This window comes from Vibrio sp. B181a (assembly GCF_030248375.1).
Classification (GTDB): Bacteria; Pseudomonadota; Gammaproteobacteria; order Enterobacterales; family Vibrionaceae; genus Vibrio; species Vibrio campbellii.
Map to the genome: position 1 here is coordinate 122,614 of NZ_JAHGAD010000022.1, position 13,844 is coordinate 136,457.

18 protein-coding genes are annotated in these 13,844 nt (G+C 45.4%); 10 read left to right on the top strand and 8 right to left on the bottom strand.

Annotated elements, in window-relative coordinates; genetic code table 11:
* Positions 1–94 precede the first annotated feature (94 nt).
* From KIO97_RS11320 to KIO97_RS11330, 3 genes are all read left to right on the top strand, one after another.
* Complete coding sequence (locus KIO97_RS11320; RefSeq protein ID WP_045375937.1) at positions 95–1,351, top strand: SGNH/GDSL hydrolase family protein; 1,257 nt, start codon at positions 95–97, stop codon at positions 1,349–1,351.
* Positions 1,352–1,523: 172 nt separating this feature from the next.
* Positions 1,524–1,844, top strand: a complete 321-nt coding sequence (locus tag KIO97_RS11325) for a DUF4377 domain-containing protein (RefSeq protein WP_045396683.1) — start codon at positions 1,524–1,526, stop codon at positions 1,842–1,844.
* Positions 1,845–1,879: 35 nt separating this feature from the next.
* Positions 1,880–2,302, top strand: coding sequence for a hypothetical protein (locus KIO97_RS11330; protein WP_285382534.1), 423 nt, complete (start codon positions 1,880–1,882; stop codon positions 2,300–2,302).
* 137 nt (positions 2,303–2,439) lie between these two features.
* On the opposite strand, the gene KIO97_RS11335 is transcribed toward KIO97_RS11330, so the two are convergent.
* On the bottom strand, positions 2,440–2,979 hold the full coding sequence (locus tag KIO97_RS11335; protein ID WP_050905783.1) for an NUDIX hydrolase: 540 nt from the start codon (positions 2,977–2,979) through the stop codon (positions 2,440–2,442).
* Positions 2,980–3,238: 259 nt separating this feature from the next.
* Here KIO97_RS11335 and KIO97_RS11340 point away from each other — a divergent pair, with 259 nt between their 5' ends.
* Entirely contained in the window at positions 3,239–3,730 is a 492-nt protein-coding gene (locus tag KIO97_RS11340; protein WP_285382536.1) for a hypothetical protein, read from the top strand.
* Positions 3,731–3,821: 91 nt separating this feature from the next.
* Here KIO97_RS11340 and yjjG read toward each other — a convergent pair whose 3' ends face one another.
* Complete coding sequence (gene yjjG, locus KIO97_RS11345) at positions 3,822–4,496, bottom strand: pyrimidine 5'-nucleotidase (RefSeq protein WP_285382537.1); 675 nt, start codon at positions 4,494–4,496, stop codon at positions 3,822–3,824.
* Positions 4,497–4,644: 148 nt separating this feature from the next.
* On the opposite strand from yjjG, the gene KIO97_RS11350 reads away from it, so the two are divergent.
* From KIO97_RS11350 to KIO97_RS11365, 4 genes are all read left to right on the top strand, one after another.
* Positions 4,645–5,553, top strand: a complete 909-nt coding sequence (locus KIO97_RS11350) for a LysR family transcriptional regulator (RefSeq protein ID WP_038890623.1) — start codon at positions 4,645–4,647, stop codon at positions 5,551–5,553.
* 69 nt (positions 5,554–5,622) lie between these two features.
* On the top strand, positions 5,623–5,937 hold the full coding sequence (locus KIO97_RS11355) for an antibiotic biosynthesis monooxygenase (RefSeq protein ID WP_010645364.1): 315 nt from the start codon (positions 5,623–5,625) through the stop codon (positions 5,935–5,937).
* A 16-nt stretch (positions 5,938–5,953) separates the two neighbouring features.
* Positions 5,954–6,640 (top strand): YafY family protein, encoded by a 687-nt coding sequence (locus KIO97_RS11360; RefSeq protein ID WP_005432517.1) that lies wholly within the window; start codon positions 5,954–5,956, stop codon positions 6,638–6,640.
* 223 nt (positions 6,641–6,863) lie between these two features.
* Positions 6,864–7,046, top strand: a complete 183-nt coding sequence (locus KIO97_RS11365) for a hypothetical protein (RefSeq protein WP_005432518.1) — start codon at positions 6,864–6,866, stop codon at positions 7,044–7,046.
* Between the two features lie 73 nt (positions 7,047–7,119).
* Here the strand turns inward: KIO97_RS11365 and KIO97_RS11370 are convergent, their stop codons facing one another.
* The 3 genes from KIO97_RS11370 to KIO97_RS11380 form a co-directional block, all read right to left on the bottom strand.
* Complete coding sequence (locus tag KIO97_RS11370) at positions 7,120–7,353, bottom strand: hypothetical protein (RefSeq protein ID WP_038868564.1); 234 nt, start codon at positions 7,351–7,353, stop codon at positions 7,120–7,122.
* 148 nt (positions 7,354–7,501) lie between these two features.
* Complete coding sequence (locus tag KIO97_RS11375; protein WP_005432520.1) at positions 7,502–8,056, bottom strand: sugar O-acetyltransferase; 555 nt, start codon at positions 8,054–8,056, stop codon at positions 7,502–7,504.
* A gap of 111 nt (positions 8,057–8,167) precedes the next feature.
* Positions 8,168–8,566: an OsmC family protein gene (locus KIO97_RS11380; protein ID WP_005530136.1), complete on the bottom strand. Its 399-nt coding sequence runs from the start codon at positions 8,564–8,566 to the stop codon at positions 8,168–8,170.
* 184 nt (positions 8,567–8,750) lie between these two features.
* Between KIO97_RS11380 and msrB the strand changes: the two genes are divergently transcribed.
* Both msrB and KIO97_RS11390 read left to right on the top strand, forming a co-directional pair.
* Entirely contained in the window at positions 8,751–9,893 is a 1,143-nt protein-coding gene (msrB, locus tag KIO97_RS11385) for a peptide-methionine (R)-S-oxide reductase MsrB (RefSeq protein ID WP_027726693.1), read from the top strand.
* Positions 9,894–9,937: 44 nt separating this feature from the next.
* On the top strand, positions 9,938–10,084 hold the full coding sequence (locus KIO97_RS11390) for a DUF2256 domain-containing protein (protein WP_005374142.1): 147 nt from the start codon (positions 9,938–9,940) through the stop codon (positions 10,082–10,084).
* 61 nt (positions 10,085–10,145) lie between these two features.
* Here the strand turns inward: KIO97_RS11390 and KIO97_RS11395 are convergent, their stop codons facing one another.
* The 3 genes from KIO97_RS11395 to KIO97_RS11405 are packed head-to-tail and all read right to left on the bottom strand — an operon-like array spanning position 10,146 to position 13,749.
* Positions 10,146–10,853, bottom strand: coding sequence for an SDR family oxidoreductase (locus KIO97_RS11395; RefSeq protein ID WP_285382542.1), 708 nt, complete (start codon positions 10,851–10,853; stop codon positions 10,146–10,148).
* Positions 10,853–12,397 (bottom strand): cryptochrome/photolyase family protein, encoded by a 1,545-nt coding sequence (locus KIO97_RS11400; protein ID WP_285382544.1) that lies wholly within the window; start codon positions 12,395–12,397, stop codon positions 10,853–10,855. The genes KIO97_RS11395 and KIO97_RS11400 overlap by 1 nt, the downstream gene beginning before the upstream one ends.
* Positions 12,397–13,749 (bottom strand): DASH family cryptochrome, encoded by a 1,353-nt coding sequence (locus KIO97_RS11405; RefSeq protein ID WP_285382546.1) that lies wholly within the window; start codon positions 13,747–13,749, stop codon positions 12,397–12,399. The genes KIO97_RS11400 and KIO97_RS11405 overlap by 1 nt, the downstream gene beginning before the upstream one ends.
* Between the last annotated feature and the right edge of the window lie 95 nt (positions 13,750–13,844).

The following is a 13,844-nucleotide window of genomic DNA, read 5'->3' on the forward strand; positions in this document are numbered from 1 at the left end:
ATTTGACTGAATGGCGTATTTACCCAGAATGAGGAGAGTTGATGAGATAAATTCTCATCTAAATCATGACGATTATCATTAAAGAGAGTGAATCATGAATAAGACCATTACGTTACTTAGTGCATTATTACTACCATTAAATCTTGCTCACGCAGCCGACTCATCAGAGCCTTCTTACCAGCTAAATGCCTCAGAAGTGAGAAGCGCACAACAAAAGCAAACATACACCTACGTACGATGCTGGTATCGAACTAGTTATTCACATGATGACCCAGAAACCGACTGGGAGTGGGCAGAAAATCCAGATGGCAGTTATTTCACTATCGAAGGCTATTGGTGGAACGCACTCTCGTTTAAAAACATGTTCTATACCAATACACCACAAAGCGTGATCAAGCAGCGCTGTGAACAAACACTCGATCTTGCGAACGAAAATGCGGACATTACCTACTTCGCTGCCGATAACCGTTGGTCATACAACCACTCGATTTGGAGTAATGATCCTGTAATGCAGCCAGATCAAATCAACAAGGTCGTGGCATTGGGTGACAGCTTGTCGGATACCGGTAATATCTTTAACGCATCGCAATGGCGATTCCCGAATCCAAACAGCTGGTTCTTAGGGCATTTCTCTAACGGGTTTGTATGGACAGAATACATTGCTCAAGCGAAGAACTTACCGCTATACAACTGGGCGGTGGGTGGCGCTGCTGGCGAAAATCAATACATCGCGCTAACAGGCGTTGGAGAACAAGTCTCTTCTTACCTTGCTTATATGCAGCTGGCGAAAAACTACAACCCTGCCAATACCCTGTTCACTCTTGAGTTTGGTTTGAATGACTTCATGAACTACAACCGCAGTGTTCCAGAAGTAAAAGCAGATTATTCGGAGGCCTTGATAAAACTAAGTGATGCTGGCGCAAGAAACTTCTTACTCATGACCCTACCTGACGCGACCTATGCGCCTCAGTTCAAATATTCTAGCCAAGAAGAAATCGACACAATCCGTGCAAAAATCCTTGAGATGAACGAATTTATCAAAGCGCAAGCAGCTTACTACACAGCACAGGGGCTCAACATTACGTTGCACGACACCCATGCACTCTTTGCTAGCTTGACAGCTAACCCTGAGCAACATGGCTTCAGTAACGCAACGGAAGCATGCCAAGACATCAACCGCTCGTCTGCTGCTGATTACTTGTACAAACATTCGCTGCGTTCTGAGTGTGCGTCCGTTGGTTCAGATAAATTTGTATTCTGGGATGTTACCCACCCGACCACAGCAACACATCGCTACGTGGCTGAGGATATGCTAGAAACCACTGACCAACTTTCGAATCATCCATTCTAAGCGGTCTATTAGAACCTAGAACCTCTCAACATTTGAGAGGTTCTATCAATAGCAGTTAGAGACAGACCCAAGCAAAAACGTTCGGCTTGGGTTTATCTTTTTTATCGAGGGGTTACCATCACTTATTGTCAGTCTTGCTATGATGATTTGGTAAACCTATGAGGAGCTACAAATGAATCTAAAACGCTGTGTGTTCTTACCGTTAATGGCTGCAACGCTATTTGGTTGTGCTCAACATCAGTCTGATGACTCCGTGAACATAATGACAATTAACATTGCTCCAGAGCTCGTAGACTGTGTCGGTGTGGCTCCGATGAAATGCATGGTAGTAGATGGTAACTACTTCTATGAACAAATAGACGGTTTCGAGTTTGAACCCGGCTATGAGTACACCTTACAAATAAAGCGCATCCAGCAGTTCACTCCTGAAAATGTGCCTGCCGACGCTAGCTTATATCGATATGAACTCATTGAAGTACTAGAGAAGCGATAACAATACGATTCATCGCCCATTGAAAGGAAACTCCTATGTTTGGAAATTGGAAACGAAACCGCCAAATTCGAGAAGTCGCAAAAGATATCACGCCGAAATTAGCGCTTAAGTATGGTGAGAAAGCAGATTACTCGAAGGAAGAGATCGATTGGGCGCTGAAAGAAAATGGCAAGACAGATGATGCCTTTGCCCTGATCGCATACGGCATGTTGATTAGCCAAGCCGCTTACGTGCCGATGGGCCTAAGCCAAAAGCTAGGTGAGCATGCTGAGTTTCAATCAGAAGTCTCACTTGCCTTATTTGACCAAGCGACGGATCTTGTGAGCGTCAGTGCTTTACTGACTTACGCAGAGATTCAAGACTGCCACAAACAACAGCCCGCTACCGATTCGGATGATTTCGATGCTGATGGCGGAGACTTTGGAGGAGACGGCGGTGGAGATGGTGGCGGTGAATAGCAATTAAGCCAGCATCTGTGGCGATAAGCATCTGAGGCAACAAAAAGCGGCGCTAATTCATCCCTATAATAATCACGAAAAGGCTCATCACGAGCCTTTTACCCTATCACCTGAGTAACTTAAAAGCTTCCTATTGCTTACACCAAGCCTTTCAATTTCGCTAATCCATAAGCAGCGATAGTGACGCAGTCTTTGATTTCACCATCGATCATCATGCGCTCGAACGCTTCAACTGAGAACGAACGAGTGATCAAGTCTTCTTCTTCACTGTCTAGCTGATTGCCCACTTCGGCTAACTCACTCGCGAAATACACATGACAAGTCTGGTTTAAGAATCCATAAGCGATGAACTGCGCACCAACGTACTCCATCTTATTGGCCTGCATACCCGTTTCTTCTCGAAGCTCACCTTTTGCTAACTCAAGATGATCCGCATCTGGATTTGATTCCCAAGCACCTTGTGGGATTTCCCAACAACGTTGACCTACGGTGTAACGAAACTGCTGTACTAAGTGAATCACGCCGTTATCGACCGCCAGAATCGCTGCACAGTCTGGCTTGTCGACCACACCGTAGATGCCTTCTGCTCCACTAGGGCGTTGGATTTTATCTTCACGTACCGTCATCCATTTGTTTTGATACACCACTTTGCTGTCGAGCTGCTTGATGTCTGCCATGAGAGTCCTTACTGCTTGATTCTTCGAAATTAGTTATTGGATTAGAAGCCATTCTAACGCTGTTTGCATGTCAGTTTGTAGACGGTTTTCAAATTCAATACGCTTATTGATGTTCAATATATCCCGTCAAAACAATCATTCATCGCAATGATTACGATGGCGCAAAATGGCAAGTTTTCAATTCGAGGAACTCATATAGTTAACCCATCGACGCAAGGCATGGCTTTGCAAACTTGTTCACTATTGATTGAGGGTTCTTATGAGCGCATCGGATAAAGTCTACGGTTTCAACACTCCACAACGTCTGTTTGTTGGTTATACCTTGGCGGTATTGGTAGACCTTACGGTTCTGAACTTCTATGACGAATACTGGGATTTCGTAACCATTGACTCGTTTACGATTTCTTTCGCCGCGGCATTGCTGCTTCAGTTGCTTTTGAAGCTGTCTATTAAAGCGGAACAAAAAATTGCAGAGTACTTTAAATCGAAGCCGGGTACGGCACCTAAGATTTACCGTGGTATCTCGACTTACATTATCTTGGTCGGTTCGAAGTTCGTGATGCTAGAAGCCATTAACATTATGTTCGGTGACAAGGTTGACTTTAGTGGTCCTTGGAACGGTGTCGTCGCCTTCTTTGCGGTGGTGTTTACCATCCTGATTTCAGAAGTCATCGTCGGTAAGGTTTACTTCAAGCTTGGTGAGAAAGAGCAACAGGCACAACGTGAATTAGCTGAAAACAACGCTAGCTAATAAGCAAGGTCGATGAATACAAAACAGCATCGATAGAAACCAAAAAGCGCGGAGAAATCAGCGCTTTTTTCGTTTGTTTGTTCACATAAGCTTAAGCGACGAGGATGCTCTTAAGCTCGTTCAACGATTCCACCGTGTAGCTTGGTGAAATACGCTCATCTACACTTGCACCTGTGGTGTTCAGCCAACATGTTTCAATGCCAAAGTTGTTGCCACCCAAGATATCAGAATGCAGGTTGTCGCCCACCATCAATACGCGCGTCTTACATGGGTTGCCCATTTGCGTCATCGCATATTCAAAAATACCCAGATCCGGCTTGGCAATACCAACTTGCTCAGAAATCACCACATGTTCGAAGTAATCGCTCATACCTGTGCGCTCTAGGCGAATCGCTTGCAGCTCGGTAAAACCATTAGTGATGATGCCCATTTTGGCTTTACCTTGTAGCGCTTCCATCAGTTCTTTCGCGCCCGGCAACAAAGTACAGATGTCTGCCATCGCTTCTAGGAATGCACTGTTGAGATCCGCCGTTGTGGTGTTGAGCTTTTCTGCCCACTCCGTAAAGCGTTTGTGCTTGAGCTCATCTGCCGTCACTTTACCATCTTGGTAATCCACCCAAAGTGGCTTGTTCACCGTTTGGTAGTGCGCAAAATCTTGCTCGGTAAAATCTACGCCTTTGCGAGAAAACATCAGCTGTAAACCTTTGAAGGCATCAAAGTGAAACAAGGTTTCGTCAGCATCAAACAAGATCCAATCGTATTTCATTTTCTTCTTTCCAATATCCAGGTCGTTTTCTGCCGCATAGTCTAATTGTTTTCTTCTTTAAGATAATCTCTATAATTGGAAAATGATTGTAGCGTTTTGCTCAACAATATAACTAATAATAGATACCCCAATAACCTAGGAGCACACCGTGAATGCCATTGCGTCACTGCCAGTATTTGTCGCTGTCGTCGAATGCGGCAGCTTTTCCCTTGCTGCCAAGCAGTTGAACCTCACCAAATCGGCGATCAGCAAACGCATTAATCAACTCGAAGATGACCTCGGTATTCGCTTGCTTAATCGCACCACAAGAAAGCTCAGCTTAACCGAAGCTGGACGTCGATACTTCGAGTACGCTTCACAAGCAGTGAACCTTGCTCAACAAGGTGTCGATGCCGTTTCCGAGTTGCAAGGCTCACCGCAAGGTAGGCTCAAAATCACTGCACCGATGTCTTTCGGTGTTTTGCACGTTGCGCCACTTATCAGCGAATTTCTTGCACGTTACCCGAAAATTGAGGTCGATTTACAGCTAGAAGACGCCATGGTGGATTTGGTCGAACAAGGCTTTGACTTGGGGATTCGCATTGGCGAACTTGCGACTTCTAACCTTGTTGCTAAACGCCTTGCTCCGTGTAAAAGCGTACTTTGCGCCTCTCCCGAATACCTAGAAGAATTTGGCGTACCAACCAAACCAAGCGATTTGGTGACGCACAACTGTTTGCGTTATTCGTATTTCCGAGGCGGCGTCGAGTGGATGTTTATCAACAGCGGTAGCGAGTATAAAGTGCTACCCAAAGGCAACTTTGTGGTCAACAACAGCGAAGCGATTCGCCAGTTGCTTTTGAGAGGTTCTGGTATCGCTCAATTACCGACTTTTATTGCAGGGAAAGACTTTGCTGCTGGTAACTTAAAACCACTGATGGAAGAGTTCGCATTACCAGAGCATGCCATCTATGCCGTATTCCCCGAACGCAAACACATGCCATTGAAAGTACGTGTGTTCATCGACTTCATCAGCGAAAAGCTTGGCACTGATACACCGTATTGGGATCGCTACTGACAGGTTCTGACACTCCATCACGTTAACCTTATTTCGAACTTAACCAACCCACAGAAATAAGGAAAAAACATGGAAACTGTGATTGAAACTGTACAATTTCGTCTGACCAATGGCGCAACAGAACAAGACTTTATCGCTGCGGCAGAACAGTCACAAAACTTCGTGAAACAACAGCCAGGTTTTTTATACCGCTCATTGAGTCACGAGGCTGCAAGTAATACGTGGACTGATATCATTTACTGGCGGTCACAGGCAGACGCAACGAATGCAAGCAAACTGTTTACTCAATGCGAAGATTGTAAACCGCTAATGAACCTGATTGAGCCCGAAAGTGTTGAGATGAAACATCACAGCGTGAAGATGTGCAGCGAATTAGAAGACTAACCGAGATAGGAACACCATGAGCAAATCAGAGCGACTGTTTGAACTACTGACTTTGTTACGTGCTAAACGTTATGCGGTGACAGCAAAAGAGCTGGCAGACACCATGCAAGTCAGCGAGCGCACTATTTATCGTGATATTCAGTCGTTGCTGAACTCTGGAGTTCCCATTCAAGGAGAAGCTGGAGTCGGTTATATGCTACAAGCCGGCTCTCATTTACCGCCATTAATGTTTAGCGAAAAAGAGATGATGGCTCTAGAGCTCGGTATGCGTATGGTACGCGCTTGGTCTGATGCCGAGCTCGCCGATGCCTCGCGATCCGCTTCTGCGAAAATCCTTTCCGTATTGCCCGACAAACTCAAACAACAAGTGGAAGACTGCCCACTGATTGTACCTGAGTATCACATCCAGTCAGAAAGCGCGAAACGCGGACAATTGCTGCGTCATGCCATCGATAACAACTTTAAAGTCAGCTTGGATTATGAGGACGAGAGCGGGCAAGTGACCGAACGTAAAATCCAACCGTTAGGCCAGTTCTTTTGGGGCAAGGTTTGGACACTCGTCGCATGGTGCGAACTACGCCAAGATTATCGCCAATTCCGCCTAGATCGAATCCAAGCGATGCGAATGCATGATGAAGAATTCTTTGTAGAAGAAACCAAATCTCTCAAGCACTATATTGCACAGTATAAGCCGAGGGATTGAATCTCATGCATTGTACAAAAATGCCTCTGAATGGGGATGTAGTGCAAATCTAAACGCCTTATTAAAGAAAAGCCATTTATTATCTGACACTTAGAGTCCGTGCATATTGCTACACTACGCACATGAACATTTGGTTAATCTAATGTTTCATTTTTAACAGGTGCGCAACCACCATAGGAGCGCTAACTTAAGTAGCACGTCAACCACACCGGAGTGTGAAGCTATGAAAGTACTGATTCAATACACCCAAGCGGGTAAATATCGTGATCAAGCGTGGGAATCTCTGGCTCTTAAGGCAAAAGGCGAGATGCAAGCCGTGACGCCTTCTTATGCCGCGCAGCTTATTGAGCAAAACAAAGCGACGCTTGTAATGACGGAAGACGAGCAGGTGATCTTCCATTCTTAAGTAACAGATATCGATAAAAAATGAGCTCAAATTAGAGCTCATTTTTGTTTGATTGGTGGGTGAGCTATGACGATCAATCTTGAATGATCTTGTTACCGCAGTTTTCGCAGATTAGATGACGAGAGAAGTCATCCATAGACGCAAGGAAAGCACCAAAGACTGTGCTTTTTAGAAAACCAGAAATGAACTCCTTCTTACTGCGATTCTTATCTCCCTCAAAAGCACTTTTCTTTCTGACCAACACCACAACATGATGCGTTTCCACACCACACGAAGGGCACATAACAACTTCCGTCTTATTTGACATATCAGCTCCTGAACTCGCTCTGGTGAATTCATTATTGTTAAAAACGTCATAGCTTTCGATGTAAGTACATGAGATTTATAAATTAATGGAATTGATATGTAAATGAGCGCTTATTGATTATGAGAATAAGCGCCGTGGATATGTGTGATTACTCGTCCTCGTTTAGGCGACGAATCAATTTGGCAGGCGTACCGCCATATAGACAATCTGGTGGAACGTCGCTGTTTACCACTGAGTTAGCGGCAATGACTGAGCGAGCACCAATAGTTACCCCTTGGTTGATGACCGAATTGCCACCGATCCAGACGCTATCTTCAACTGTGATTGGCTTACAAAAGGTTTCCCACTTGAGTCGGCTACGGTAATCCAGAGAGTGCGAAGCGGTATAGAATTGAACACTAGGGCCGATAAGAACGTGGTTACCAATGGTGATTTTAGCGCCATCCAACATGACGACATTCATATTGATGAAGGTCTCTTCGCCGATTTCAATCGTCTTACCAAATTCACAATGCAGCGGAGCTTGGATAATGCTTCGCCCAACTTTACCAAATAGATTCTTTTGCAACGCATCGCGTTGAGATTCATCGGTATTGTTATTAAACGCCATCAACGCATGAGTAGCACTAGAACGCATTGCTTCGATTTCTTTATCAGTACCATCAAATATTTGGCCCGACATCATTTTCTCTAATTCGGTCACTGGATCATTCCTACAACTTTTGACCAAGCTAGATTAGCGTAAAAGAGGAATAAAAAAAGAGAAAAGCACGGGCTTTTCTCTTTCCTATTTTGTCGTTGTGTCACGTCGGAGTTATACGATTTCCCAGCTGTGAGTCATCTCAACACCTTCACCTAGCATTAGGCACACTGAGCAGTATTTTTCCAATGAGTCCGCCGCCACTTTAGCTACGATTTCTGGGTCTAGTGCTTCACCAGAAACTTCAAAGTGAATGTTCACCTGAGTAAAGATGCGTGGCGCGGTTTCACGACGTTCCGTGGTTAACTTCGCGTTAACAGAAGCCACTTTCTGGCCTGCCGTTTTCAGACCATCAACAACGTCTACAGAACTACAACCACCTGCGGCCATAAGAACCATTTCCATCGGACTTGGCGCTGTTGCACCGCCATTACCATCCATCACGACTGAGTGACCAGATTGAGACTGACCTAGGAATTTAAAGTCTTCGACCCATTTTACTTCTGCTTGCATGGTTTCCCTCATTAATGCTTCTGCCTCACCGATGATTGTCTTCCGATGAGCGTGTATTTTATGCCGTTACTGTAGCCCCCTTGAAAAAAAGGGCAAAGAAATTTTCATCTTCACTGTAATTTTTTCGCTCTTCAGTCTGTCCTGTTACGTAAGATTCATTGAGAAAATGACGTTTGAGGAAGTTATGAAGAAAGTATCTAAGTTGTTGGTGGGATTCTCATTCACACTCCCTGTACTGTTCATCTTGTTAAGTAAAACAGGTACTGCCGATACCATGGATAAGATGAACGCATCTGGTAAAACTGACATTGCAACACTTGCAGGTGGTTGTTTCTGGTGTACCGAATCGGATTTAGAGCAATTACCGGGTGTGTTAGACGTGGTTTCTGGTTACTCAGGTGGTGATTTAGAAAACCCAACTTATCGACAAGTCTCTTCTGGCAAATCCGGCCATATTGAAGTGATTGAGGTGAAGTACGATCCTGCTGTCGTGAATTACGAACAAGTATTGGATTACTTCTTCCGCCATATCGACCCGACTGACGACAAGGGCTCATTCGTCGACCGTGGTCCCCAATACCGCCCGGCGATCTTCTATCATAATGCGGAGCAAAAGCAGATCGCTGAGCAGTTTATGATGGAAATCGACAAGGCGATGATCTATCCAAAACCGTTGAAAACAGAGCTGATCGAGTTTGAGAAGTTCTACCCTGCGGAGTCATACCATCAGGATTACTATAAGAAGAGTAGCCTGAAGTACAAATACTACCGCTACGCATCAGGTCGCGATAAGTACCTCGACGAAGTGTTTGGTGAAGACCGTAAAGACAACCCAAAAACGCTGCGTGAACTTATCAACGAAAAAGAGTTGGTGACGAAAGTGAAGGTGTACGAGAAACCTTCAGACAAAGAAATCAAAGCGAAATTGACTGAGCTTCAATACTACGTGACACAAGAAGAAGGTACGGAGCGTCCTTTCAACAACAAGTATTGGGACAACAAAGAAGCAGGCATTTACGTTGATATCGTCACCGGCGAGCCTTTGTTTTCATCAACCGATAAGTATAAATCCGGCACAGGGTGGCCAAGTTTTACCAGACCAATTAACCCCGGCTACATCGTAGAGAAAACCGACTTTAAACTGGTTTATCCGCGCACAGAGATCCGCAGTAAGTTTGGTGATTCGCATATTGGCCATGTATTTAAAGATGGTCCAAAGCCGACGGGATTACGTTACTGCATGAACTCAGCCGCAATGGAGTTTGTACCAGTTAATAAGATGGCGAGTTTAGGCTACGGCGATTACCTGTACCTATTTGATAAGTAGCTAGACAACTGTTTTAACCAAATTAGGAGTGAACATTCAGCGCGATGAAAGGTTTTAAATCCAACCTTCCCATGAAAGTCTGTCCGGTCTGTCAGCGCCCGTTTTCTTGGAGAAAGAAGTGGGCGCGAAATTGGGAGGAAATCGTTTATTGTTCTGAGCGTTGTCGAAGAAATAAATCAACGAAAACGTAGGTCACTCCGAACCTATCTGGAGATCGTTATTTCCTTTGTATCAACGTTTTTACGCGATCTCTTACCAAGGCAATAACGTCCCATCATAAGCCCAAAACGCCCCGCTATCTTGCGGGGATGCTTTTTCTATCAAGCCTAATAAATCCTTAGCAACTCGCTCTGGCGTGAACAACTTTCCTTCTGGCACATTGGTTTGAAAAGGTGCCGACAAAGCGGTGTCCGTAGTACCTGGATGAAGTGAAAGCACCGTGCCATGTTTCACCATTCTTTGCCATTCGATCGACATGGTTTTGAGGAACATGTTTAATGCGGCTTTCGATGCTCGATAGCTGTACCAACCACCTAACTGGTTATCGCTAATACTGCCAACTTTAGCCGAAATGGTCGCAAACTTAGGTGCAGTACTGCGCTTTAGCTTGGGCGTGAAGTATTTCGCCAACAGCAAACTTGGCAAAGTATTAACCATGATGGTTTGCTGAAAAAAGTCTGCGTCGAGCGAGCTAAGATTCTTCTCAGGCCCTTTCTCTTGGGTGTGCAACATACCAACGCAGTTCACCAACCAATCAACGTGTTCAATCTGCTCACTGAACGCTTTTACCTGCTCGTCTTGCGATACATCCACTTGATGCCAAACGACATTTGGATGTTGCCAATCTGGTTGCTGCTTACGATAAGTGGCATGCACGTGCGCTTGAGGGAACCGAACTGCGGCTTCTTGCACCATCGCCAAACCAATTCCACCATTACCACCGATGATGAGTATTTCCATCACAAGTTCTCCACGTTTTCTATGTAATGCTCTGCGGTATCAAGTATCGCTTGGCGTTGCTGTACTTCCATGTTATCCCAAGAGCGGAAAATCATCCCGATTCGTGGATTGGTTGCGAGACGCTTGTCGTGCTTGTTCATAAAACGCCAATACAAGCTGTTAAACGGACACGAGCCTTCGCCACTGCGCGCTTTATTGTCGTAATGGCATCCTTTGCAGTAGTCGCTCATCTTGTTGATGTAAGAGCCACTCGCCGCGTAAGGCTTGGTACCAACAATACCGCCGTCCGCAAACAACGCCATGCCACGAGTGTTTGGCATTTCTACCCACTCAATTGCATCAACATAGATACCGAGATACCACTCATCAACTTGATCTGGGTCGATCTCGGTTAGCAAACAAAAGTTACCAGTGACCATCAAACGTTGGATGTGGTGTGCGTAGGCGTAATCGAGAGACTGACCAATCGCATTGCGCATACAGGCCATTTTAGTTTCGCCATTCCAAAAGAAGTCTGGCAGCTTTCTTTCTGCGCCCAACTCGTTCTTTTTCGGGTAATGAGGCATGTTCGCCCAGTAGACGCCTCGGATGTATTCTCGCCACCCTAAGATTTGGCGAATAAACCCTTCGACTTGAGAAATGTCGATGTCCGCGTTGGAATGAAATGCCTTGAGTGATGCATCAATGACTTCTCTCGGGTGTAGCAATTTGCTGTTCAGCGAGAATGAAATTCGGCTGTGATACAAGCTCCACTTAGCATCGTGCTGACCTGTCATGGCGTCTTGAAAACGTCCGAACAGCGGCAGACAGACTTGGCAGAAATGCGCGAGTAAAGACAAGCTTTGCGCGCGATTAATTGGCCACAACAAGTCTCCTTCGAGATTTCCGATGGTTTTGATGTCATGTCGTGCCAACCGCTCAGTAATATCGCGCACGTCGGTACTGAACATCAAAGGTTGTGGCAGTTGTTCGATGTCTTTGACTTTGAGCTTGTTACGGTTGTTGGCATCGTAATTCCATTTTCCGCCGACGGGCTTTCCGTCTTGCATCAAGATGTCAAAGCGCTTGCGCATACGACGGTAAAAGTGCTCCATCATGATGTGTTTGCCTTGAGGAAACTGCGATTCTATTTCTTCAAACGGCAACAAAAAGTGTTCCGAATCGACACAACGCGTCACGACCCCATCAAGCTTTAGTTTGGCTAACTGCTCTAGTAAACGGTATTCATCGGGGCGTTGATATTCAAACTTACTTGCACCAACTTCGCTCACGTAGTGTTGCAAGACTTGCTCAAGATCGTCGAAGGATTGTGTGTCATCCAATGTGAGGTGCAGAACTTGGTGACCCTTACTCTGACGCTCTTTCGCAAACTGTTCCATTGCAGAAAAGAACGCACACACTTTCTGAATATGGTGCGTGACGTAAGTATTCTCTTGCTTGAGCTCCGCAATCAGGTAAAGCACTTTCTCATCCGGTTGCTGAAACCAAGAGTGCTCACTGTTAAGTTGATCGCCCAAGATCAATCGTACGGTTTCAAATTGCATTACGGTTTCTCCGATGACGAAGCTTTGTCACTGCTGCCCATTACGATAGGCCAATCGACCATGTCTACACTATCCAAATGCGCACCAGCACAACGGCCTTGCCACCTATCGATGAACTCCATGTGCGGATCGTACATTTCAGTTTGCTTTTCAAGGTTGAATTGTCGTGAACCACGCGGATCCGCACCGACGCCCGCTAGGTACTGCCAATTTCCCCAGTTCGATGCTACATCGTAATCAACCAATTGTGATTCAAAGTACGCTGCGCCATAACGCCAATCGAGACCAAGTTCATGCACTAAACAACTGGCGACTAACTGTCTGCCACGATTCGACATATAACCGGTTTCATTAAGTTGGTGCATACACGCGTTCACGATAGGAAATGGCGTTTCACCTTTCTTCCATTGCTGAAAACGATGAGCATAAAAGCTGGTGAGTGGTGCTTGATTTTGGATGCCACCGAATCGGAAAAGCTGTCGTTTGTGTCGACGGGCATACCAATAAAAGTACTCCCGCCATAAAAGCTCGAAGTAAATCCAGTAGGTCGACTCGTTTGCTCCCTTCAAACGTTCATAACGCTTGAGCATGGCATAAATAGTTTTTGGCGAAAGGCAGCCATGAGCTAGCCAAGGTGAAAACTTAGTCGAGTAATCCATACCATCCAAGCCATTGCGCGTCTGCTTATATTCGCTGGCCAATGTCGAGGAAAAATACCGACGAGCGTGCTCAAGCCCTGCTTGCTCGCCACCGGTAAATAGGCAAGGCTTAACGTCGCGAATCAGTCGTAAGGTTGGCAAGGCAAGTCCTAAGGGGGTTGGTGGTAAGGCCGTTACTGTGGCGAATGGTTCCTCCAGCGATACGTTCTCCGCCTTTTTACGAAACTTAGTAAAAGTGTCAGGCAAGTCTTCAAGGGCAAACGGCAGGTCTTCAACGGTAAGTAGGCTGCGCACTTCCTGCTGACAAATCGTTAAATGCTCTGATTCTTGGCGGATATGATCAACCACGTCTTGCTCTTCTGAGCCAGGGAACGCATCACAATACAGATGTGTCACGCCAAGCTTCTCTACAGCATGTTTGATGGCTTGATAAGGATGTAAGTCAACAACCTGTAAGCGCTGATCGAATGCATTCAAGGACAGATTGAGGCAGTGTAATGACTCATCTAAAAATTGCTGCTTGGCCGACCCAAACATCGATTCCTGTGCGAAGTGAGCTAAAAATGGAGACAGTTTCGGATAGCAATAGACACATATTAATGCGTCGACTTCCTCGCTGGCTCGGGTTAGCAGCGGATTATCATGCATCCTCAAATCGTTGGTAAACCAGTACAGTCCGATTGTTTTATTCAAAAGAAGCGTTCCATGTGTCTTTTTGCTTATACAAGTTCTTACGCACAATGCTGCATCACGATCAGACAGTAAGTTGTTATGTTTACAAATTGTTC